Annotated in this window: 23 protein-coding genes; 14 read left to right on the top strand and 9 right to left on the bottom strand. The window is 62.9% G+C overall.

The annotated features are described in order from the left end of the window. Position 1 precedes the first annotated feature (1 nt). Entirely contained in the window at positions 2-955 is a 954-nt protein-coding gene (sppA, locus tag D0Y60_RS05710; RefSeq protein ID WP_117367683.1) for a signal peptide peptidase SppA, read from the bottom strand. A gap of 253 nt (positions 956-1208) precedes the next feature. On the opposite strand from sppA, the gene lptC reads away from it, so the two are divergent. From lptC to ptsN, 6 genes are all read left to right on the top strand, one after another. Next, on the top strand, positions 1209-1835 hold the full coding sequence (gene lptC, locus D0Y60_RS05705; protein WP_245409099.1) for an LPS export ABC transporter periplasmic protein LptC: 627 nt from the start codon (positions 1209-1211) through the stop codon (positions 1833-1835). A 7-nt stretch (positions 1836-1842) separates the two neighbouring features. Next, a complete protein-coding gene (locus tag D0Y60_RS05700) occupies positions 1843-2400 on the top strand; it encodes an LptA/OstA family protein (RefSeq protein ID WP_117367679.1) in 558 nt (185 codons plus the stop codon). Between the two features lie 34 nt (positions 2401-2434). Beyond that, entirely contained in the window at positions 2435-3220 is a 786-nt protein-coding gene (gene lptB / locus D0Y60_RS05695; protein ID WP_117367677.1) for an LPS export ABC transporter ATP-binding protein, read from the top strand. A 140-nt stretch (positions 3221-3360) separates the two neighbouring features. After that, positions 3361-4926: an RNA polymerase factor sigma-54 gene (gene rpoN / locus D0Y60_RS05690; protein WP_117367675.1), complete on the top strand. Its 1566-nt coding sequence runs from the start codon at positions 3361-3363 to the stop codon at positions 4924-4926. A 250-nt stretch (positions 4927-5176) separates the two neighbouring features. Then, positions 5177-5752, top strand: coding sequence for a ribosome-associated translation inhibitor RaiA (gene raiA, locus D0Y60_RS05685; protein WP_117367673.1), 576 nt, complete (start codon positions 5177-5179; stop codon positions 5750-5752). A 72-nt stretch (positions 5753-5824) separates the two neighbouring features. Further along, on the top strand, positions 5825-6289 hold the full coding sequence (ptsN, locus tag D0Y60_RS05680; protein ID WP_117367671.1) for a PTS IIA-like nitrogen regulatory protein PtsN: 465 nt from the start codon (positions 5825-5827) through the stop codon (positions 6287-6289). 77 nt (positions 6290-6366) lie between these two features. Here ptsN and grpE read toward each other — a convergent pair whose 3' ends face one another. Further along, the gene (gene grpE / locus D0Y60_RS05675; RefSeq protein ID WP_117367669.1) at positions 6367-6981 is read right to left on the bottom strand and encodes a nucleotide exchange factor GrpE; all 615 of its coding nucleotides are present in this window, start codon (positions 6979-6981) and stop codon (positions 6367-6369) included. 82 nt (positions 6982-7063) lie between these two features. Beyond that, the gene (gene hrcA / locus D0Y60_RS05670) at positions 7064-8143 is read right to left on the bottom strand and encodes a heat-inducible transcriptional repressor HrcA (RefSeq protein WP_117367667.1); all 1080 of its coding nucleotides are present in this window, start codon (positions 8141-8143) and stop codon (positions 7064-7066) included. 175 nt (positions 8144-8318) lie between these two features. Here hrcA and rph point away from each other — a divergent pair, with 175 nt between their 5' ends. The 4 genes from rph to hemW are packed head-to-tail and all read left to right on the top strand — an operon-like array spanning position 8319 to position 11318. Then, positions 8319-9038, top strand: a complete 720-nt coding sequence (rph, locus tag D0Y60_RS05665; protein ID WP_117368410.1) for a ribonuclease PH — start codon at positions 8319-8321, stop codon at positions 9036-9038. Positions 9039-9047: 9 nt separating this feature from the next. Next, positions 9048-9464: a VOC family protein gene (locus D0Y60_RS05660; protein ID WP_117367665.1), complete on the top strand. Its 417-nt coding sequence runs from the start codon at positions 9048-9050 to the stop codon at positions 9462-9464. 8 nt (positions 9465-9472) lie between these two features. Continuing rightward, positions 9473-10117 carry an RdgB/HAM1 family non-canonical purine NTP pyrophosphatase gene (rdgB, locus tag D0Y60_RS05655; protein WP_117367663.1) on the top strand — a complete coding sequence of 215 codons (645 nt, stop codon included), beginning with the start codon at positions 9473-9475 and terminating at the stop codon, positions 10115-10117. Between the two features lie 7 nt (positions 10118-10124). Next, positions 10125-11318: a radical SAM family heme chaperone HemW gene (gene hemW / locus D0Y60_RS05650; RefSeq protein WP_245409098.1), complete on the top strand. Its 1194-nt coding sequence runs from the start codon at positions 10125-10127 to the stop codon at positions 11316-11318. On the opposite strand, the gene D0Y60_RS05645 is transcribed toward hemW, so the two are convergent. Further along, positions 11315-12238: a DMT family transporter gene (locus D0Y60_RS05645; protein WP_245409097.1), complete on the bottom strand. Its 924-nt coding sequence runs from the start codon at positions 12236-12238 to the stop codon at positions 11315-11317. The two genes, hemW and D0Y60_RS05645, sit on opposite strands and share 4 nt — an antisense overlap. Before the next feature lie 137 nt (positions 12239-12375). On the opposite strand from D0Y60_RS05645, the gene gcvA reads away from it, so the two are divergent. After that, entirely contained in the window at positions 12376-13272 is an 897-nt protein-coding gene (gcvA, locus tag D0Y60_RS05640; protein WP_117367659.1) for a transcriptional regulator GcvA, read from the top strand. Here gcvA and D0Y60_RS05635 read toward each other — a convergent pair. The 5 genes from D0Y60_RS05635 to mutM form a co-directional block, all read right to left on the bottom strand. Beyond that, positions 13269-13769 (bottom strand): GNAT family N-acetyltransferase, encoded by a 501-nt coding sequence (locus tag D0Y60_RS05635; protein ID WP_117368406.1) that lies wholly within the window; start codon positions 13767-13769, stop codon positions 13269-13271. The genes gcvA and D0Y60_RS05635 overlap by 4 nt on opposite strands. A gap of 71 nt (positions 13770-13840) precedes the next feature. Further along, positions 13841-15397, bottom strand: a complete 1557-nt coding sequence (gene dnaA / locus D0Y60_RS05630; protein WP_245409096.1) for a chromosomal replication initiator protein DnaA — start codon at positions 15395-15397, stop codon at positions 13841-13843. Between the two features lie 872 nt (positions 15398-16269). After that, the gene (gene rpsT / locus D0Y60_RS05625; protein ID WP_117367657.1) at positions 16270-16539 is read right to left on the bottom strand and encodes a 30S ribosomal protein S20; all 270 of its coding nucleotides are present in this window, start codon (positions 16537-16539) and stop codon (positions 16270-16272) included. 192 nt (positions 16540-16731) lie between these two features. After that, positions 16732-17505, bottom strand: a complete 774-nt coding sequence (locus D0Y60_RS05620) for an enoyl-CoA hydratase (RefSeq protein ID WP_117367655.1) — start codon at positions 17503-17505, stop codon at positions 16732-16734. A 68-nt stretch (positions 17506-17573) separates the two neighbouring features. Continuing rightward, positions 17574-18464 carry a bifunctional DNA-formamidopyrimidine glycosylase/DNA-(apurinic or apyrimidinic site) lyase gene (gene mutM / locus D0Y60_RS05615; protein ID WP_117367653.1) on the bottom strand — a complete coding sequence of 297 codons (891 nt, stop codon included), beginning with the start codon at positions 18462-18464 and terminating at the stop codon, positions 17574-17576. Between the two features lie 175 nt (positions 18465-18639). Between mutM and ubiE the strand changes: the two genes are divergently transcribed. The 3 genes from ubiE to D0Y60_RS05600 are packed head-to-tail and all read left to right on the top strand — an operon-like array spanning position 18640 to position 21869. Continuing rightward, positions 18640-19416: a bifunctional demethylmenaquinone methyltransferase/2-methoxy-6-polyprenyl-1,4-benzoquinol methylase UbiE gene (gene ubiE, locus D0Y60_RS05610; protein ID WP_117367651.1), complete on the top strand. Its 777-nt coding sequence runs from the start codon at positions 18640-18642 to the stop codon at positions 19414-19416. Between the two features lie 37 nt (positions 19417-19453). Further along, on the top strand, positions 19454-21028 hold the full coding sequence (gene ubiB, locus D0Y60_RS05605; protein ID WP_117367649.1) for a 2-polyprenylphenol 6-hydroxylase: 1575 nt from the start codon (positions 19454-19456) through the stop codon (positions 21026-21028). A gap of 37 nt (positions 21029-21065) precedes the next feature. Then, a complete protein-coding gene (locus tag D0Y60_RS05600; RefSeq protein ID WP_117367647.1) occupies positions 21066-21869 on the top strand; it encodes an ion channel in 804 nt (267 codons plus the stop codon). Positions 21870-21974 lie beyond the last annotated feature (105 nt).

Here is a 21974-nt window from a genome sequence, read left to right as displayed (position 1 = left end):
TTCAATCACGATCAACCTGCCAAACCGAGACCAGACCGTCAAGAAACAACTTTTCGCCCGTCAGCTTTTCGAGCGCCGGTTGAAGATCGAGGGGCAAGCCAAGGACGGAGCGGGCAAATTCACGCATGCTGCTGCCGCCAAGAAAGGGGAAACCCGATTGGTTGGTCGCCTCATAATCGACGAAGGGCAGGTCCGCCGCCACCTTGCGGCCGTCGAGATAGGCGCGGATTGCCTCCGGTCCGCCGAGCGTGTCGACCAGCTTGTTCTTCAGCGCCTGCCGGCCGGTGAAGATGCTGCCGTCGGCCAGACGCACCACGTCGGCGCGTGGCAACTTGCGGCGCTCGGCGACGAGATCGACAAACCAGTCGTAGCTGTCCATGACCATGGCGCGAATCATCGCCTTGGCATCTTCGCTTGCCGGATGGAAGGGCGAGGGTTCGGCCTTCAGCGGCGCGGACTTGATCTCCTCCAGCGACACTCCGATCTTGTCCATCAGGTCCTTCATCTGCGGATATTGGAAGAGCACGCCGATTGAGCCGGTGATCGAGCTTTCGCCGGCGATGATCGTGTCGCCGGCCGTCGCGATCATGTAGCCGGCGGAAGCGGCGAGCGTACGCACGTCGGAGACGACGGGCTTCTTTTCCGCCACCTTGCGCAGCGCCTTGTAGAGGACCTCGCCGCCATAGGTCGTGCCGCCGGGCGAGGAGATCGTCACGACGAGCGCCTTCACACGGTCGTTCCTAGCGATGCCATCCAGCCGCTCAAGAAGCTCGGCATCGTCCTGGATGATGCCGGAAATCTTGACGCGGGCGATGTGATCGATCGCGCCCATGTCCTTGCGGCCCCAGCTTGCGGCGATGAATATCCCGGCAAGGGCGATGACAACAGCCGCGATGCGCCAAAAGGTCAGCTTGCGGCGCAATTGCCGGCGGTCGGCGATGGTGGCGTTATCCATTCCCTATCCTCAATATGCTGGCCCTTGCCGCGAAACGTGGCTTGCCGAAGGCCCTATCGATATGGCATTCCCGGCACAAATGGCAATTCGTCGCTGAAGTTTCTTGCGCATCCATTGTTTGTTCAGGAATAATCGCCATATGGGCCCCGTTATGCATTGGGCCCGTCGCTTCCGCGAGTGAAGGCCGGACGGCTCGAACCAAGCAGGCAGAATGCTCAACAGCGTGGCAGAGGCACCGGCAGGTGCACCAGGCATGAATGTTTCCGCCGAGGCCTATCGCCTCGCGAAGCGGCATTCTTCGCGCGTGCGCTTCCTGAAGGTCGCTTTGCCGATCGCAGCGGTCTTCATCGGAGCTATCTTCGTGGCCGTCTCGATCGTGCGCACCTGGATTCCCGCGGATCTGCAGGTCGAAAGCGCCTCCATCGAGGACGGCAAGATCGTCATGCGCAATCCGGCGATCTCGGGCCGCAACGATGCTGGCATTAGTTATTCGATGAAGGCCGAGCGGGCGCTTCAGGACATGAAGCAGCCCGACGTCATCACGCTTGAAAACATCAAGGCGAAGATGCCGGTCAACGAGACGACGGTTGCCGAAGTGGTAGCTGCAACCGGCATCTACGACCGCGGCAAAAACCTGCTCGACATGGTCGCGCCCTTCACCATCACGCTCAACACCGGTCTCGAAGCCGCTTTCCGCTCCGCCCATCTCGATATCAACGGCGGCAGCATGCAGACGAACGAGCCGGTTTCCATTCGTTCCCCGGAAGCATCCATTGTTGCGCAGTCGCTGCGAATGACGGATAAAGGCCGGACCGTCGTCTTTGAAGGCAAGGTCGTCGTCGACGTCGATCCCGCCGCCATCCGCAACCGAGAAAAGTAAGAGCGCCATGTTCGCCAGTCTCTCCCCCCTCAGGGCCGCCAGCCTTTTCGCTCTTGCCGCCGGCCTCGCGCTGGCTTCGGCCCCCGCGGGCGCGCAGCAGACCACGAGCCGCATGAAGGGCATGCAGCTTTCGAACGATCAGCCGATCCAGATCCAGAGCGACAAGCTCGAGATCCAGGACCAGCAGAACAAGGCCGAATTCACCGGCAATGTGAAGGTCGTGCAGGGCACGACGACGCTGCAAGCCGGCAAGATGATCGTCTTCTACAAGTCGGGCGGTGGCTCGGTCGCGAGCGGCGACGCCGACATCGAGAAGATCGATGTGTCCGGAAAGGTCTATCTCAAGTCCGGCACGCAGGAAGCGACCGCCGATACCGGCACCTTCAACCTCGTCAACGAGACGTTGCTGCTGAAGGGCGACAAGGTCGTGCTGTCGGAAGGCAAGAACGTCTTCGTCGGCTGCCAGCTCGCCGTCACGATGCGCACGGGCGAGGCCAAGCTCGATGCCTGCGGCGGCCGCGTCATGATCCAGCTCGACCCGAAGTCGCGCAAGACGACCAACTGATAGCCATCCCGTGTCGTTGCCCCTCCTCTCCCGGTTGAAGCACCGCCCGAAAAAGGGTGCGCAGGAAACCCATCACACCGCCGACCTCTCGCGCTACGAGGGGACGCTGATCGCGCGCGGCCTGACCAAGACCTATCGCGACCGTCGGGTCGTCAACGGCGTGTCGCTCGTGGTACGCCGCGGCGAGGCCGTCGGCCTGCTCGGGCCCAACGGTGCGGGCAAGACGACCTGTTTCTACATGATCACGGGCCTTGTGCCCGTCGATGAGGGGTCGATCGAAATCAACGGCAACGACGTAACGGCGATGCCGATGTACCGTCGCGCCCGTCTCGGCGTCGGCTACCTGCCGCAGGAAGCCTCGATCTTCCGCGGCCTGACGGTCGAGGACAACATCCGCGCCGTGCTCGAAGTACACGACAAGGACAAGGCGCGGCGCGAGCAGAAGCTCGACAGCCTGCTCGCCGAATTCTCGATCTCGCATCTGCGCAAATCCGCAGCCATCGCGCTGTCGGGCGGCGAGCGCCGCCGTCTCGAAATCGCCCGGGCGCTCGCGACCGATCCGACCTTCATGCTGCTCGACGAGCCCTTTGCCGGCGTCGATCCGATCTCTGTCGCCGACATCCAGGCACTGGTGCGCCATCTCACCTCGCGCGGCATCGGCGTGCTGATCACCGATCACAATGTGCGCGAAACGCTCGGCCTGATCGACCGCGCCTATATCATCCATGCCGGCGAAGTGCTGACGCATGGCAGGGCAAACGACATCGTCAGCAATGCCGATGTGCGCCGCCTCTATCTCGGCGACAATTTCAGCCTCTGAGATCCATCGCCGCCATCTTCACCAAGTTGGCGGCTGGCGCTTGACCAAACTCTTCAAAAAAGCAATTTTTGGGCCAGTTGGATTTTAGCTGCCTGGCCATCATGGTTCCGGGCGGATTTTTCCAGGAGTAGTGCGTCCGCATGGCCCTAGCCGCAAGCCTTTTCCTGCGCCAAAGCCAGTCGCTGGTGATGACACCGCAGCTGATGCAGTCGATTCAGCTGCTGCAGATGACGCATTTCGAGCTGAACCAGTTCATCGAGCAGGAAGTCGAAAAAAATCCATTGCTGGAGATCGCTTCAGGCGAGGACGGCGTGCGGGACTTCGAACGCGGCGGCGACGATTATTCCAGCGGCAGCGACGATCACCGGCATGCCGAAAACCCGGGCAGCGACGAAGGCTTTCAGCCGGACCTCTATGACAGTGCCACCACGGGCGGCGCCGACAGCGCGCCGGATGCCTTCGACGGCGGGCTCGACAATGTCTTTCCCGATGATGCCGGCCCGCGCAGCGCGGATGCGCCGGAACTGCTCGGTCAATGGAAATCCATGCCCGGCGGCGGCGAGGATGGCGAGGGCTACGACCTCGACGACTTCGTGGCGAGCCGCAAGACGCTCGCCGACGTGCTCAACGAGCAAATCCCCTTCGTCCTGCCCGACGCCATCGACCGGCTGATCGCCCAGCATCTCGTCGACCAGCTCGATGATGCCGGCTATCTCCAGGGCAGCACAGCGGAAACGGCGCTGAAACTCGGCAAGCCCGTTGCCGCGGTGGAACGTGTGCTGGCCCGGCTGCAGGAACTGGACCCGCCCGGCGTCTTCGCCCGCTCGCTCAGCGAGTGCCTCGCCATCCAGCTCAGGGCGCGCGACCGGCTCGACCCGGCCATGGCCGTCCTGGTCGACAATCTCGAACTGCTCGCCCGGCGCGATTTTTCGACGCTGAAGAAGCTCTGCGGCGTCGGCGAGGAAGATCTGCTCGACATGCTCGCGGAGATCCGCAAGCTCGATCCGAAGCCCGGCACGCGCTACGAGACGAGCGCCTCGGAAGCCGTGGTGCCCGACATCGTGGTGCGCGCCGCACCCGACGGCAGATGGCAGGTGGAGCTTAACCCCGATACGCTGCCGCGCGTTCTCGTCCATCGGGAGTATTATGCCGCCGTGTCACGCCACACGGACCGCAACAGCGAGGACTACGCCTTTCTCAATGAGTGCCTGCAGACGGCCAACTGGCTGACCCGCAGCCTCGACCAGCGCGCTCGCACCATCATGAAGGTGGCGACGGAGATCGTGCGCCAGCAGGATGCCTTTCTCATGCACGGCGTCGACCATCTGCGCCCGCTGAACCTGAAAACGGTTGCCGAGGCAATCAAGATGCATGAATCGACGGTGAGCCGCGTCACTTCGAACAAATACATGCTGACGCCGCGTGGCCTGTTCGAGCTCAAATATTTCTTCACCGTCTCGATCGGCTCGGCGGAGGGTGGTGATTCTCATTCCGCGGAGAGCGTGCGCCACCGCATCCGCACAATGATCACGCAGGAACTGCCCGATGCCGTGCTCTCGGACGACGATATCGTCGACATTCTTCGCAAGGGCGGCGTGGAGCTCGCCCGCCGCACGGTCGCGAAATACCGCGAGGCGATGAACATTCCTTCCTCCGTGCAGCGGCGGCGGGAAAAACGGGCGCTCGCAAAAGCTGCCGCCTCCTGACGAAAACGCTGGAAAACCGGCGCTTCCGGTTGACGGAAGTTAACAATGCCTGAATCCACTAATTGACTTCGTAAACGGGAAGGGCTAATGCGCGCCCCAATTCCGAAGGGAAGAAATACCGGACTTCCAAACATATCCCCGGTTTTCTCTAGCGTGCGGTGCAACACAGAGCGCATGCGTGAAAAGCTTGGAACGCAGATGAGGTTGGAATAGACTGGTGCGCGCAAATCATGAAAGAGAGGTAGCCTCCATGAGTGTGCGTGTGTCCGGTAAACATATGGAAATCGGTGACAGCTTCCGCCAACGCATTGAAGAGCAGGTGGAAGAGGCCGTAACCAAATATTTTGACGGAGGATATTCGAGCCAGGTCACCGTGGAAAAAGCGGGATCGCGGTACAGTGCCGACTGCAAGGTCCATCTCGATACCGGGATGGCGTTGCAAGCCAATGGCGAAGCAAACGACCCCCTCGTGGCCTTTCAATCGGCCTCGGAACGGATCGAGAAGCGCCTGCGTCGGTACAAGCGCAAACTCAAGGCCCACCACAATGGCAACGGTCACGACGCCTTTGCGGAAGTGGCCTACACGGTGATGGATTCGGTCCCCGACGAAGACGATGAGCTTCCCGAGGACTACGCACCGACCATCGTTGCGGAAAGCACGAAGAAACTGCGGACAATGTCCGTCGCAGGCGCTGTCATGGCGCTCGACATGACGGATGATCCGGTTCTTCTGTTCCGCAGCGCCGGGTCGGAGCAGCTCAATATCGTCTACCGACGCAACGACGGCAATATTGGCTGGATTGATGCAGCCAATATCAAAAGCTGAGTGATGGAAGCGTGGTGCCGGGACGGGCACCACGCTTCTTCAAACCTTCACCCAGCGCACGAGGACAAAAGCATGGCATTGGCAGGTCTACTGCAGCAGAGTGCGATTATTCCGGCGATGAAAGCCAATTCCAAGAAGCAGCTGCTTCAGGAGCTGGCGGTAAAAGCGGCAAAGATCACCGGGATTCCGGAACGCGAGATCTTCGACGTCATCCTTCAGCGCGAGCGGCTCGGTTCGACCGGCGTGGGCAATGGCATCGCCATCCCGCACGGCAAGCTGAAGGAGCTTTCGCAGATCACCGGCCTCTTCGCGAGGCTTGAAACCCCCGTGGACTTCGAGGCCCTGGACGACCAGCCGGTCGACCTCGTCTTCCTGCTGCTCGCGCCGGAAGGCGCCGGCGCCGACCACCTGAAGGCCCTTTCGCGCATCGCCCGCGTGCTGCGTGATCCCGCCATGGTGGCAAAGCTGCGCGCTTCCGACAACGAAAGCGCAATCTATGCCTGCCTCAGCGAGGAACACGCGTCCAACGCGGCCTGAGGCTTTTCAATTCACATGAAAAAACCGGCGGCCTTGCGGCCGCCGGTTTTTCTTTGTTTGAAAGGCAAAGTCTTCGATCAGGCCTGCGCGGTACCCGCGTCAACGGCCGGCGCCTTCGGGCCGCCCTTGGCGACGCCAACCATGGCCGGGCGCAGCACGCGCTCGCCGATGACGTAGCCGTCCTGCACGACCTGAACCACCGTGTTGTTGGGAACCTCGGCGTTCGGGACTTCGAACATCGCCTGGTGGAAATTCGGGTCGAATTTCTCGCCGATGGGCTCGAGCTTTCGCACGCCGTGACGTTCGAGGGCTGCCAGCATCGAACGCTCGGTCATTTCGACGCCTTCGGCCAGCGTCTTGACGCTGTCGTCGTTTGCCAGTGCGTCGGCTGGAATCGCGTCGAGCGCGCGGCGCAGGTTGTCTGAGACGGCCAGCATGTCACGGGCGAAACCAGCGACGGAATAGGACTTGGCATCCTTCACGTCGCGCTCGGTGCGGCGGCGCAGGTTATCCATCTCGGCGGCAAGGCGCAGATACTTGTCGCGCAAGTCGGCATTCTCCGCGCGAAGCACGTCGAAGGGATCCGGCTCGGACGGGGTGTCGGCCTCGACAGCGGCATCCGCCGCTGCTTCCGCAGCCAGGCTGATATCCACCACATCGTCAGGTCCGTGTTTCTTGCTCTCGTCGGTCATGACGTACTCCGAATTGCATGTGTCCTGAGGTTGGGCCCGATATCGAGCTTTGAGCCCGAAAAATCAAGGGCGGATGGGCAATTCAACGCGAAAGCCGCGACATCAGCTGCGCCGTATAGTCCACCATCGGCACGATCCGCGAATAATTGAGCCGTGTGGGGCCGATGACGCCAACCGCGCCGACGATCTTCTCGTCGCTGTCGCGATAGGGCGCGACTATGAGCGAGGAACCTGACAGCGAGAAAAGCTTGTTCTCCGAGCCGATGAAGATGCGTACCCCCGGCCCGGCTTCCGCGAGGTTGAGCAGCTCGATCAGTCCATCCTTGCGTTCGAGATCGTCGAACAGCATTCGCAGGCGGTCGATATCGTCGGCGCCGGCCAGGCCTTCGAGCAGGTTCGCCCGGCCGCGCACGATGAGCCGTGTCGGCTTGCCCGCCTCGAAGCCACCGGACCAAACGGCAAGGCCGCGCTCGACGAGATCCTGCGACAGCTTGTCCAGCTCGCCGCTGATCTCGCCGCGCAGCCGCTCCAGCTGCGAGCGCGCTTCGACCAGCGTATTGCCGGCAAGATGCGCGTTGAGGAAATTGGCGGCCTCGGTAAGCTGCGAGCCGGTGACGCCAGCCGGCAGCTCGATGATGCGGTTTTCCACCTGGTCGTGATCGCCGACCAGCACGACCAACGCCTTGGTCGGCTCCAGCCGGATGAACTCGACATGCTTGAGCACGGCATCGTTCTTCGTGGTGATGACGAGGCCGGCCCCCCTCGACATGCCGGACAGCGCCTGGCTCGCCTCGTTCATCATCGTCTCGACGGCCGTGTGCTTCTGGCCATGCGGGCGCACATGCCGCTCGATCGAGGCGCGATCCTCCGCAGAGATGTTGCCGATCTGCATGAAGGCATCGACGAAGAAACGCAGGCCGAGCTGCGTTGGCAGGCGGCCGGCGCTGATATGCGGCGAATAGATAAGGCCCAACTCTTCCAGATCGCTCATCACATTGCGCACAGAGGCGGGCGACAGCGACATGGGCAGGATGCGCGACAGGTTGCGCGAACCGAGCGGCTCGCCGCTTTCCAGATAGCTTTCCACGATACGACGAAAGATTTCGCCCGACCGCTCATCGAGCGACGAATGAATATCAGGACCCGGAGACCTCAAAACCATCTTTCATCAGCAACCTTGTTATGCCCTCAGAATATAGTGATTTCGACTGCCAGCGCAAAACGGATTTTCGCGGCGCACCATGCCGAGAAATCGGCGCTAGCGCGGCCGCGCCATTCCCTCATCCGGCGAACTGGTCTAAAGCACCTTTCAAGATATCATGAGACAGGAGTTCGTCATGCGGCCGTCCGGCAGAAAAACCGATCAGATGCGCAAGGTTTCCTTCGAGCGCAACGTGTCCAAACATGCCGAGGGATCCTGCCTGGTCAAGTTCGGCGATACGCATGTGCTGGTCACGGCAAGCCTCGAGGACAAGACGCCGCCGTGGCTGCGCAACAGCGGCAAGGGTTGGGTGACCGCCGAATACGGCATGCTGCCGCGCGCCACCGGCGACCGCATGAAGCGCGAAGCCGCCAGCGGCAAGCAGGGCGGCCGAACGCAGGAAATCCAGCGCCTGATCGGCCGGTCGCTGCGCGCCATCGTCGATCTTGAAGCGCTCGGCGAGCGCCAGATCACCATCGACTGCGACGTCATCCAGGCCGATGGCGGCACGCGCACCGCCTCGATCACCGGCGCCTTCATCGCTCTGCATGACTGCCTGAAATGGATGGAAGCGCGCAACATGATCAAGACGGAGAAGGTCCTGAAGGACCATATCGCCGCGATCTCCTGCGGCATCTTCGCCAACCAGTCCGTGATCGACCTCGACTATCTCGAAGACTCCGCCGCCGAGACCGACGCCAATTTCGTCATGACCGGCTCGGGCGGCATCGTCGAGATCCAGGGCACCGCCGAAGGCAAGCCGTTCACGGAGGAGGAATTCTCCAGCCTGATGACGCTTGCCCGCAATGGCATCGCCGAACTCGTCGCCCTGCAGAAGCAGGCGATCGCCGGATAAGGCACGACCATGACCGCCGCGATCGAAGGCATTCTCGAAACAGCGCTCTATGCTGACGACCTCGACGCGGCGGAAGCCTTCTATGGCGGCATTCTGGGGCTCGAAAAGATCACCCGGCAGGCGAACCGCCACGTCTTCTTCCGCTGCGGCCCCGGCGTTCTCCTGATCTTCAATCCGCAGGAGACCGTCCACCCTCCGCCGCCCCACGCCTTCCCCGTGCCGGTACACGGAACGACGGGTGCGGGACACGCCTGCTTCAAGGTTCCGGGGCCAGAGCTTGATTTCTGGGTGAAAAAGCTCATAGAAGCCGGCATCACCATCGAAGCGGACTTTCGCTGGCCGAACGGCGCCCGCTCCATCTATTTCCGCGACCCCGCCGGCAACAGCCTCGAATGTGCCGAGCCCGGTCTGTGGAACATTGCTTAGGAATCCTGATGCGCAAGCTCGACACCAAGACGATCGTCGTCGCCAGCCACAATGCGGGAAAAATTCGCGAGATCGAGGACCTGATCGGCCCCTTCGGCTTCTCCGCCAAATCCGCCGCCGAACTGAAGTTCGACGAGCCGGATGAAACCGGCACGACCTTTGAGGAAAACGCTGCCATCAAGGCGCTCGCCTCCGCCAAGGCCTCGGGCCTGCCGGCCCTTTCGGACGATTCCGGCCTCGTCATCGATGCGCTTGATGGTGCGCCGGGCGTCTACACCGCCAACTGGGCGGAAAAGGAAGACGGCACGCGCGATTTCGCCATGGCGATGGAGAAGGTCGAAAAGGCGCTGGCCGACAAGGGCGCCACCGACGCGAAGCACCGCACCGCGCGCTTCGTTTCCGTGCTCTGCCTTGCCTGGCCGGATGGCCACACCGAACTCTTCCGCGGCGAAGTGGAAGGCACCGTCGTCTGGCCGCCGCGTGGCGACAAGGGCTTTGGCTATGACCCGGTGTTCCAACCGGAAGGCTACGCGACGACCTTCGGCGAGATGAGCGCGGAGGAAAAGCATGGCTGGAAGCCCGGCGATGCCACGGCGCTGTCGCACCGGGCGCGCGCCTTCAAGATTTTCGTCGAAACCTGCCTGAAGGCTTGAGCGATCCATGACGGCAGTGCCCTTCGATATGCGGCCGAGCTTCACGCCGGATCTTTCCGATCCCGGCTTCGGCATCTATGTGCACTGGCCGTTCTGTGCCGCCAAATGCCCCTATTGCGACTTCAACAGCCATGTGCGCCACCAGCCGGTCGACCAGCCGCGCTTCGTGCAGGCCTTTTTGAAGGAAATGGCGACGATGCGGCGGCTCACCGGCTCGCGCACCGTCACCAGCATCTTCATGGGCGGCGGCACGCCTTCGCTGATGGCCCCGGAGACGGTGGATGCGATCCTCAACGGCATCGCCCGCCACTGGCATGTGCCTGACGGTATCGAGATCACCATGGAGGCCAATCCCTCCAGCGTCGAGGCCGAGCGTTTTCGCGGTTATCGCGCCGCCGGCGTCAATCGCGTGTCTCTAGGCGTGCAGGCGCTGAACGACCGCGACCTGAAATTCCTGGGACGCCTGCACGACGTCGCCGATGCGTTGAAGGCCATCCGCCTGGCGCGCGACATCTTCCCGCGCATGTCCTTCGACCTGATCTATGCCCGCCCGAACCAGACCGTCGAGGACTGGGACCGTGAGCTCAAGGAAGCCGTCTCCTACGCCGTCGACCATCTCTCGCTCTATCAGCTCACCATCGAGGAGGGCACGCCCTTCTACGGGCTGCACAAGGCCGGCAAGCTGATCGTGCCCGATGGCGAGCAATCCGCCGTGCTCTATGAGGCGACGCAGGAGATCACCGAGCGCGAGGGCATGCCGGCCTACGAGGTCTCCAACCATGCCCGCCCCGGCTCCGAGAGCCGCCATAACCTCACCTACTGGCGTTACGGCGACTATGTCGGCATCGGCCCCGGCGCGCATGGCCGGCTGACGACCGGCGGCGCGAAGATCGCCACCGCCACGGAGCGCAAGCCGGAGGGCTGGCTGAGCCTCGTCGAGGCCGAGGGCCACGGCATGGTGGACCAGGAGCTGCTGGAGCGCGAGGCGCAGGCCGACGAGCTGCTGCTGATGGGGCTGCGCCTGAAAGAAGGCATCGATCTCGTGCGCTGGCAGGCCTTGTCCGGCCGCGAGCCGGATCCGGCTCGCGAACAGTTCCTCATCGAGCACGGCTTCATCGAGCGCCTCGGCAATTCCCGCCTGCGCTGTACGCCGGCGGGCATGCTGATCCTCGATGCCGTGGTCGCCGATCTCGCCTGTTAGGCCGACCGGCGCTTGTCCGCAAACATCTTGAACACCCGCCCATCGATGGCTGCAAGGCCGACGGCGATCAGCGCCATGCCGGCAAAATGCTTGGGCGCCAGCACCTCGCCCAGAACCAGCGCGCCGAGCAGGATGGCACTGACGGGGATGAGGAACGTCACCAGCATCAGGTTCGTCGCCCCCGCCGTCGCAAGGATGCGGAAGAAAATGACATAAGCGAGGGCTGTGGCGAGCACGGCAAGGCCGAACAGCGCCAACCAGGCCTCGTGCGAGGGCATGGCCAGCGTCCAGGGACGATCGACGACCAGCGCCACGGGCAGCATGATCAGCGCGGAGGCCGTCACCTGCCCTGCGGCCGGCAGCAGCGGCGGCAGGCCCATGCGGCGGAAACGGCGGCCCCAGATGCCGGCAAAGGCATAGGACACGGCAGCCCCGAGCACAGCCAGCTGCGCCAGCACATTCGTGCCGAGATCCGACAGCACCGAAGGGCCGATCATCAGCGCGACACCGGCAAAACCGACGAGCACCCCCACCAGCCGGCCGCCTGTCATCTTCTCATCCTCTGTCAACACATGCGCGACGATGACGGCGAAGAGCGGCGTCGTGGCATTGAGGATAGAGGCGAGGCCGCTGGCGATATGCGTCTGGCCCCAGACGATCAGCGAGAAGGGGATGACATTGTTCAGCACGCCCATGCCGAGAAAGGCGAGCCAGACCTCGCGGCTGCGCGGCACGGCATGGCCGGACAGGCGCACGATGGTCCAGAGCGCAATCGCCGCCAGCGCCACGCGGGCGGCGACGATGGTGAGCGGCGGCAGCTCGCGCACGAGAATGCCGTTGAACAGGAAAGAGCCGCCCCAGAGCGCGGAAAGCGCGATGAGCAGGCCCCATTCGATCGTCGTCATAGGACGGTTTGACATGATGGTATCCTCAGAGATTTTTTCTAAACCGGATGAAAAGGCCGGATGTGAAGCACCGGAATTTGCGCTATCATTCCGGTAATTTCCGCCTGAGACAAACGATCATATTTCCCGATATCAGCGAGGAAAACTAAATCATGAACGGTCGCCTCCCCTCCCTGTCCGGCCTGCGCGCCTTCGAGGCGACGGCCCGCCACCTCTCCGTCACTCTTGCCGCCGACGAGCTTTCGGTCACGCCCGGCGCCGTCAGCCTGCAGATCCGTGACCTCGAAGAAGCGCTCGGCGTTCGGCTCTTCGAACGCAAGCCGCGCCGGCTGATCCTGACGGATGACGGCGAGGGCTACTTCAAAGCCATGCGCTCGGCCTTCCGGCTGATGCGCGAGGCGACGGAGGAACTGCTGATCCGCGCACGCTCACCGGCAACCCTTTTGATCAGCTGCACGCCGACCTTCGCCGCGCAATGGCTGGTGCCGCGCCTGCCGAAATTCGAGGAGCGCCTGCCCGGCGCCGATATCCGCATCAGCGCCTCCAACCGCCTCGTCGATTTCGCCCGCGACGGCGTCGATATCGCGATCCGCCACGGTTTCGGCCGCTATGAAGGGCTGGTGAGCGAACGGCTGCTGGACGACGACCTCGTGCCCGTCATCGCCCCTTCCCTGCGCGAGCGGATACCGCTCGACGAGCCTGGTGACCTCGAAAAACATGTGCTGATCCACGATGTGCACCGGCAGGACTGGCGGCTCTGGCTGGAATCCAACGGCATTACCGAGATCGACGCCCAACGCGGCCCCGTCTTCACCGATAGCAATGGCGCGATCGAAGCGGCAAAGGCGGGCGATGGCGTGGTGCTGGTGCGGCTCTCGCTGGTGGCGCGGGAAATCCAGGAACGGCGGCTGATCGCGCCCTTCTCGAGAGGGGTCGCGACAGGGCTCGCCTACTACATCGTCTATCCGCCCGGCGCGCTGGATCGCCCGGCCGTCGCCAGCCTCCGGCAATGGCTGACGGAGGAGGCCCGTGCGGTGCGCGGCAGCTAATCCGGAAAATCTTCCATCTGCTCTTTGTAAATCTCGAACCCTGCCCGCCTGTAAGTCGCCTGCGCCTTCGGGTGGTCGTTGGTATCGGTATGCAGCCAGATCCGCCGCGTCGCCTCACGCCAGACGGCCCGCAGCGCCGTGTCGAGCAGCCAGGGGCCGATGCGCCGGCCATAGGCGGCCGGGATGAGGCCGAAATGCGTAAGTTCGGTATCCTCGGTATCGGCGGCATCGAATTCGCAGAGGCCGATCGCCCGCCCCGCCTCGCGCGGGACGAAGGTCGTCGTCGATGATGCCGACAGGAAGGCCACCAGCGCCGCCTGCGGCATGTGCAGGCGGGAATCCCAGGTAAGCGGCGTGCCGATCTCCCGGTAGAGGAGCAGATAGTCTTCGACGGAGAGGCGTTCCGGCTGGACCGTCAGATGGGCCGCCGGTACCGGCAACGCCGGACGGCCCGCCGGCGGTTCCCGCAACTCCATATAGGTGACGAGCAGACGCATGCCGGTGTCCAGAATGCGAACGCCGTGCACATCCAGGGAATGGCACGGCATCACGCTAGAAGGGAAAGGGCCTATTCGTTGATCAGGCGCTTCAGAAGCTCGATCTCGTGGCTAAGCTTGGTATCGCCCGAGATCAGTTCCTCGATCTTGCGCACGGCATGCAGAACCGTGGTGTGATCGCGTCCGCCGAAACGGCGGCCGATTTCCGGGAAGGAGCGCGGCGTCAGCGTCTTCGAAAGATACATGGCGATCTGGCGCGGCTTGACGATGACGCGGGTGCGGCGGTTCGAGACCAGTTCCTGGCGCGAGACGTTGTAATGCTTGGCAACGACGCGCTGGATGTCCTCGATGCGCACGCGGCGCGGCTCGCCGGCGGCGACGAGATGGCCGAGCAGTTCGTCGACGCGCTCGATCGTCAGGTTCGGCTCGAAGGAGCGGCGGAACAGCAGCTGGTTGAAAGCGCCTTCCAGCTCGCGGCCGCTGGCCGTGATGTTGCGGGCGACGTGGCTCAGAATTTCCGGCGAGATATCGAGCGAGCCGTCTTCCTGCTGGGCTGCGGCCAGGCGGCGCTTGAGGATTTCAAGGCGCATCTCGTAGTCGGGCGCTTCCATCTCGATGGCGACGCCACCCTGGAGGCGCGAACGCACCCGCGGATCGAGCGATTCCAGTTCCCACGGCGCGCGGTCGGCGGCAACGACGACCTGCTTGGCGGAATCGAGCAGCATGTTGAGCAGATGGCAGAATTCGTTCTGGATCGAGTTGCCCTGCAGGAACTGCATGTCGTCGATGATCAGGAGATCGATGTTGCGCAGCGTCTCCTTCAGCGAGAGCGCGTCATTGTCGCGGATCGCGGTCGCGAAGCGCCACATGAAATATTCGGCCGTCAGATAGACGACGCGCGGATTGCGGGCGCTGGAAAGCGCACCGAGCGCGATGGCCTGGAGAAGATGCGTCTTGCCGAGGCCGACGCTGGAATGGACGAAGAGCGGGTTGAAGCGCACGGCGCCGGCACCGGCTTCCGCGATGGTGCGGGCGGCGGCAAGGGCGACGCGGTTCGACGTGCCCTCGACGAAGGCATCGAACGTGTAGCGCTGATCGAGCGGGGAGCCGAAGAGCGGGCCCGTGTGCTGGGCGCGCGGCTGGGCGGCGGGCGCAATCGAAGCAATGGCATTGGCGACGGGCTGCGGGCCACCGGCGGCGCGGCGCGGCTGGGCCTGCGGCGCGGGTTCTGCAACGGCAATGGCCTCGTCGACGCTGCCGGGACGCACGCCGCGGGTCGCGGTGCGTACCAGAATTTCCACCTTGAGGATCTCGGCATCCTCCTGCTGGAACAGGCTGGTGATGAGATCGAGATAACGATTGTTGATCCAGGACTTCAGAAACGTCGTGGGCACCGAAAGGCGCACGACACTCTTAGAAACGGAATGGATCTTCAACCGACCGAACCAGCTTGCGAAAACGTCCGGACCGACCTGCGCTTTAAGGCGCGCGCTGACCCTTTCGAAAATCGCGTCCTGCTTCATATCGGATGAGACCCCCGCCGCGGTCGCTTCTTCTGCCGGAAGCGCCTTGAGTGCATTTTCCCCGTTCGCGAATGCACCAGTCGTCCTGGCCGTATTCATCTGCATCTTGCCGCCTTCTTTCATGCTTCTTCGCCACGCCGGCAGTTCTGTCGACGCCTTCCATGTTTGCCATACCCCGTCCGTGTCGAGCCAATCGCCCGAACGGGTTCTGGTGTCCCTGACAGTGCCGACCCCCTACCTTCAGCACGGTCCTGTTTGTCAAACACAACTCGGGCCTCGAAAGATCCGGCATCATGCCTGATCCGCTTGGTCCGTCTGTGAGCCACGCCGTCCGCTCCCTCGTTGAGCGTCCGTCGGGCATGCCCGCATTCATCCGGCCGTCCTCGCGGCTCTCATCCGGCGCAACCAAGGTCACAAAAAGCCCTACCAGTGTGCCAGGGGCATCTGGGGCAAGCTTTGCCGGTTGGATGATTTTACGAAGCGTGGGCGGCTCCGTTACAGGAAACAAACAACCACCGCTGCCTTGTTAGACAGTCTTGCCGGCGATCATTTTCGGGATATGTCCGCGCCCCCTGTGGAAAGCATTTAGGCAGGATCACGCCCCAAGATCAATCACGAATTTTACGCAAAATTAAGGGGCAGGCGTTGACTCGGACAAGCGTTTTTGACTCGGGAAGCCCTCCTCGCAACAGAATCCGTTAGGAATCAATGGCTTTGTTTTCGGGTGAGTTTCGTGACGCTGGAAAAACGAAAAAAATAAAAATTCGCTTGACTCAGATTGCTGTCAAACTCCCGCTACGAAAGGTCATCGAGACGGGATAACCTCTCACAAGTAACTGAATTTAAATAGTTTTCTTCGTCACTCTTTTGACACGATCGAGCCTTGCACATTAACCATAGCGAGGCCGAAAAACAAAACAAAAAGCCCGGCGCAGGCGCCGGGCTTTTACTAATATTGCATAGCTCAGGTGAGCTGATCAGGCCGCCGTCATCGTCTTGACGCGGTTCGCCAAACGCGAAACCTTGCGAGACGCCGTGTTGGAATGCAGCACGCCCTTGGTGGCAGCGCGCATCAGTTCCGGCTGGGCAGCCTTGAGGGCGGCAGCAGCGGAAGCCTGATCGCCGGAAGCGATGGCTTCTTCGACCTTGCGGATGAAGTTGCGGACGCGCGAGCGGCGCGACTTGTTGACTGCGGTGCGCGCGGCGATCTTGCGGGTCGCCTTCTTTGCCGAGCTGGTATTGGCCATGTATGCCTCTCTTCAGAAATCTGACACGAACTCCACCCTCGCTGTGCCGGGTCACTGCGACCTGTCATCCAAGCAATTCGGGAGCAATATCGGAAAACCTCAGAACTCGGCTTTCCAAACTGTGGGCGGCGTATAGCTGGAAACCGCGGGGTCGTCAACGCGGATTCTGCAAGAAACGCCGCCTCTGACGATTCACCGGTTGCGGAACACAGGCTTGCGCTTCTCGATGAAGGCCGTCATGCCCTCCTTCTGGTCTTCCGTGGCGAAGAGCGCATGGAACAGCCGGCGCTCGGCGCGCATGCCTTCCGACAGCACCGTTTCATAGGCGCGACTCACCGCCTCCTTGGCCATCATGGTGGAAGGCAGCGAGAAGCCTGCGATCTTCTCCGCCGCCGCAAGCGCCTCATCCAGGAGCTTTTCCGGCGCCACGACGCGGGCGACGAGACCGCAGCGCTCCGCCTCCGCCGCGTCCATCATGCGGCCCGTCAGGATCAGATCCATCGCCTTGGACTTGCCGAGCGCGCGCGTCAGGCGCTGCGTGCCGCCCATGCCGGGAATGATGCCGAGCGTGATTTCCGGCTGGCCGAACTTCGCCGTCTCCGAGGCGATGATGAAATCGCACATCATCGCGACCTCGCAGCCGCCGCCCAGCGCAAAGCCGCTGACGGCGGCGATCATCGGCTTGCGGCAGGCCGCAACCTCGTCCCAACCCGCTGCGAGGTCTTCCACGACCGCTTCGGCAAAGCCGTAGGGTTGCATTTCCTTGATATCGGCGCCGGCGGCAAAGGCTTTTTCCGAGCCGGTGAGCACGATAGCGCCGATGCCGGCATCCGCCTCGAAGCCCGCAAGCACGCTTTTCAGCTCCTCCAGCAGCTTGCGGTTCAGCGCGTTCAGCGCCTGCGGCCGGTTGAGCGTGATGAGACCGACGCGTCCGCGTGTCTCCACCAGCAGGGTTTCATAGGCCATTCGTCTCGCTCCTTTTTGTTACGCTCTGCCGAACGCAAAACCGCTTCACACTTTTCCTGGCATTGGCTCTACTTCTGGCAGTCGGCACAGTAAAACGTCGATCGTCCGCTCTGCACGATACGGCCAATCGTGCCCGTACAGCCGGGTGTCCGGCACGGTTCTCCCGCGCGATCATAGGCGGAAAAGGAATGCTGGAAATAGCCGAGCGAGCCGTCGGCGCGAATATGGTCGCGCAACGTCGAGCCGCCGGCCTCGATGGCGTCGGCAATGACCTGGCGGATCGCCGCGGTCAGCGCAACCAGTTCCTTCTTCGGCTTGCCCGCCGCCGTCACCAGCGTGCCCGCCAGCCGTTCCGGTGAAAGATGCGAGCGCCACAGCGCCTCGCAGACATAGATATTGCCGAGGCCGGCAATGTTCTTCTGGTCGAGCAGGGCCGCCTTCAGCGGCGTCTGCCGGCCGCGGAATTTCGCGGCGATATAATCGGCGTCGAGCGTGTTGCCGGTGGGCTCGGCGCCGAGATCGCGGAAGAAGGCATGGGCGGCAATCTCCTCGCGCTTCGCGATATCCATGAAGCCGAAGCGGCGCGGATCGTTATAGACGACGCGGCGCTCGCCCTCCGGCGTCTCGAGATGAAAGACGACGTGATCGTGGCGGGTGTCCTTGCTGCGCGGCAGGTGGAAGTCACCGGGCGTGTCGCTGACATCCGCCCCCTCCACCCGGAAGGAGCCGGACATGCCGAGATGGGCGATGACGACATCGCCGCCCTCGACATCGATCAGCAGATATTTGGCGCGCCGGCCAAGCGATGTCACACGTCGTCCCTCGAGCTTTTCGGCGAAGGCAGGCGGAAAGGGAAACCGCAAATCCGGCCGGCGTAGCTCCGCCCGGCGGATGCGCGCGCCCTCCATGACCGGCGCCAGACCGCGCTTGACTGTTTCCACTTCCGGTAATTCCGGCATGTTCGTCTCCTTGAACGGGATTTAACCTTAGGCGCATTTGCCGCGCTCCGGCATTTCCCTCTCGGCAATCTATGCCCTATATACCCGGCGAAGCGTTCAGATAACGCGGCCAAAGCCAAATCGCTATGGTCTAAGTGGCGATATGGCTGCGACAGACCGGCCCATGGAGACGATGATGACGGAACAGCGCACCTCCGCAGACGGCGGCATGGAAACCTCCTACGGTTTTCGCGAGGTTCGCGAAGGCGAGAAGCAGGCGCTCGTCAACGACGTGTTCCACAAGGTCGCCAAGCGCTACGACATCATGAACGACGTGATGTCTGCGGGCCTGCACCGGGCCTGGAAGGACGCGATGATATCAAGCCTCAATCCGCGCAAGGATGCGTCCTACAGGACGCTCGACGTTGCCGGCGGCACCGGCGACATCGCCTTCCGCATCATTGAGGCCTCCGATCGCCTGGCGCATTCGACGGTGCTCGACATCAACGGCTCGATGCTGGCGGTCGGCGCCGACCGGGCGGCGAAGAAGGGCCTGTCCGCCAATCTCGACTTCGTCGAGGCCAATGCCGAGGACCTGCCCTTTGAGGCGAACAGTTTCGACGCCTATACGATCGCCTTCGGCATCCGCAACGTGCCGCGCATCGATGTGGCGCTGTCAGAGGCCTACCGGGTGCTGAAGCGCGGCGGCCGCCTGCTGGTGCTGGAATTCTCCGAAGTGGAAATGCCGCTGCTCGACAAGATCTATGATGCCTGGTCGTTCAACGCTATCCCGCAATTCGGCAAGATGATCACCGGCGATGCCGAGCCCTATCAGTATCTGGTGGAATCGATCCGTAAATTTCCCAACCAGGAAGATTTCGCCGCGATGATCCGTACCGCCGGCTTTTCGCGCGTGACCTACACCAATTACACGGGCGGCATCGCCGCGCTGCATTCGGGCTGGAAGCTGTGAGCATGGCCCGCTTTTCCTCCAGACAGCATCGTTCCGCATGAGTGTCATCGGCGCCTATCTCCGCCTTGCCCGCGTGGGCTGGGTTCTCGTTCGTGAGGGCGTCGTCTCGGCGCTGCCGACAGAGGGCATGCCGCCTCTTGCCCGCACCGCCCATGCCTTTGCCGGCCTGCTGGAGCGCCGCAAGGCCTCGCGCGAAGACCGCGGTGACCGGCTGGCCCGCGCCATCGAGCGCCTCGGCCCCTCCTATGTGAAGATGGGTCAGTTCCTGGCGACACGTCCCGACGTCGTCGGCGCCGAGATCGCGGTGGAGCTTTCCGCTTTGCAGGACCGAATGGCCACCTTCCCGCGGGAAGCGGCCGTCGCCACGGTCGAGGGTTCGCTCGGCCGCACGCTCGACGATCTCTATGTGGATTTCGGCGATCCCGTCGCCGCCGCCTCCATCGCCCAGGTCCATCCCGCGACGGTGCGCGATGCCAATGGCGAGCGCAAGGTGGCGGTGAAGGTCATCCGCCCCGGCGTGCGCCAGCGTTTCACACATGACCTCGAGGCCATGTATGCGGCCGCCCGCCTTCAGGAAAAGATCCTGCCCAACACGCGCCGGCTGAAACCCGTCGAGGTGACGCGCACGCTGGAACAGACGACCAAGATCGAGATGGACCTGCGCCTTGAGGCGGCAGCCCTTTCCGAACTCGGCGAGAACACCAAGGACGATCCCGGCTTCCGCGTGCCTGATGTCGACTGGGAGCGCACCGGACGTGACGTCGTCACAATGGAATGGATCGACGGCATCAAGATGTCGGATGTCGATGGCCTGCGCGCCGCCGGCCACGATCTCAACAAACTCGCCAATACGCTGATCCAGTCTTTCCTGCGCCATACGCTGCGCGATGGCTTCTTCCATGCCGACATGCACCAGGGCAACCTGTTCGTCGATCCGCAGGGCGTCATCGTCGCGGTCGACATGGGCATCGTCGGGCGGCTCGGCAAGAAGGAGCGCCGCTTCCTCGCCGAAATCCTTTACGGCTTCATCACCCGCGACTACCAGCGCGTCGCCGATGTGCATTTCGAAGCTGGTTACGTACCCTCATACCACGACACGGCAAGCTTCGCCCAAGCGATCCGCGCGATCGGCGAGCCGATCCATGGCCAGCCGGCCGAGACGATCTCGATGGCAAAACTGCTCACCCTACTCTTCGAGGTGACGGAACTCTTCGACATGGAGACCCGCACCGAGCTCGTCATGCTGCAGAAGACCATGGTCGTGGTGGAAGGCGTGTCGCGCACGCTGAACCCCCGCTTCAACATGTGGAAGGCCTCCGAAGGCGTCGTCGGCGACTGGATCCGCGACAATCTCGGCCCCAAGCGCCTGCTGACCGACCTGCGCGACGCCGCCCACGCCGCCCTCCGCCTCGCCGAAGCCGCCCCCGAGATCGCCGCCAAGGCCGAAAAGCTCTCGCAGGACCTGACCTCGATGGCCGAAAAAGGCCTGCGTTTCGACGCCGAGACCGCTGAAGCGATCGGCCGCTCGGAGGCCCGTCATGGCCGTTCGGGGCGCATCGCGCTCTGGGTCATTGCCGCAACGCTCGTCTATATCGCCTGGACGCTCGGCTGAGCTTGACCGGCGCCAGCCTGGCGCTAGTCTTTCCGTCATGACTGACGAACCGCTGAGCGTGACCGAACCGCGACCCTTTCTCGAACGGGCGCGGCGGCAATTGCGCGGGCTTTATTTCGGGCGGGACCGGGAGGCAGTGCGATTTCAGCTGGCGATGCTGTTCATCGACATCGCGGTGCTCGTCTTCTTCATCGCCGGGCCCTATCTGCGCACCGGTTCGGCCTACGTCATCATCGACTATGCGATTGCGGCGGTCATCGCCTTCGAGCTTGCTGCGCGGGCGCTGATTGCTCCGAACCTGCGCTATTGGCTGCTGCGGCCGATGACCTGGGTGGACATCGTCATTCTCGGCACGCTTCTATTTCCAAACCAGTTGCATAACTTCGCATTCCTGCGCGTGCTGCGCATCTGGGCAATCAGCCAGAGCAAGCTCGTGACGGTGCTTTTACGCCGCATCGGCTATGGTTATCTGGAAGACGTCATCCAGGCCTGCGTCAATTTCCTCGTCTTCCTCTTCCTCGTCACCGGCTTCGTTTACAGCAACTTCTTCTACGGCGCCGATGGTTTCGCGGGCTTCGTTGATGCGCTCTATTTCTCCGTCGCGACGGTCACGACGACCGGCTTCGGCGACATCACGCTGCCCGGCACGCTGGGAAAACTCACCTCGATCATCACGATGATCGTCGGCATCTCGCTTTTCGTACGCCTCGCCCAGGCGATCGTCCGGCCTTACAAGGTGACCTTCCCCTGCCCGCAATGCGGCCTGTCGCGCCATGATGCCGATGCCGTGCACTGCAAGGCGTGCGGTCATGTGCTCAATATTCCAGACGAGGGCGCCTGAGCGGGGAACCACCCCGTCTTGGCCCACAGCTGCGGCTTGCGGCAACATGTGAAGGTGTTACTTTAGCAAGGCCGGAACAACCGGCGCATTGCAGTGCAAGACCGT

The organism is Shinella sp. WSJ-2 (genome assembly GCF_003432075.1).
In the GTDB taxonomy this organism is placed as follows: Bacteria; Pseudomonadota; Alphaproteobacteria; order Rhizobiales; family Rhizobiaceae; genus Shinella.
Note: the sequence above shows the minus strand (reverse complement) of the source record. Positions and strands in the feature narration are given on the sequence as shown.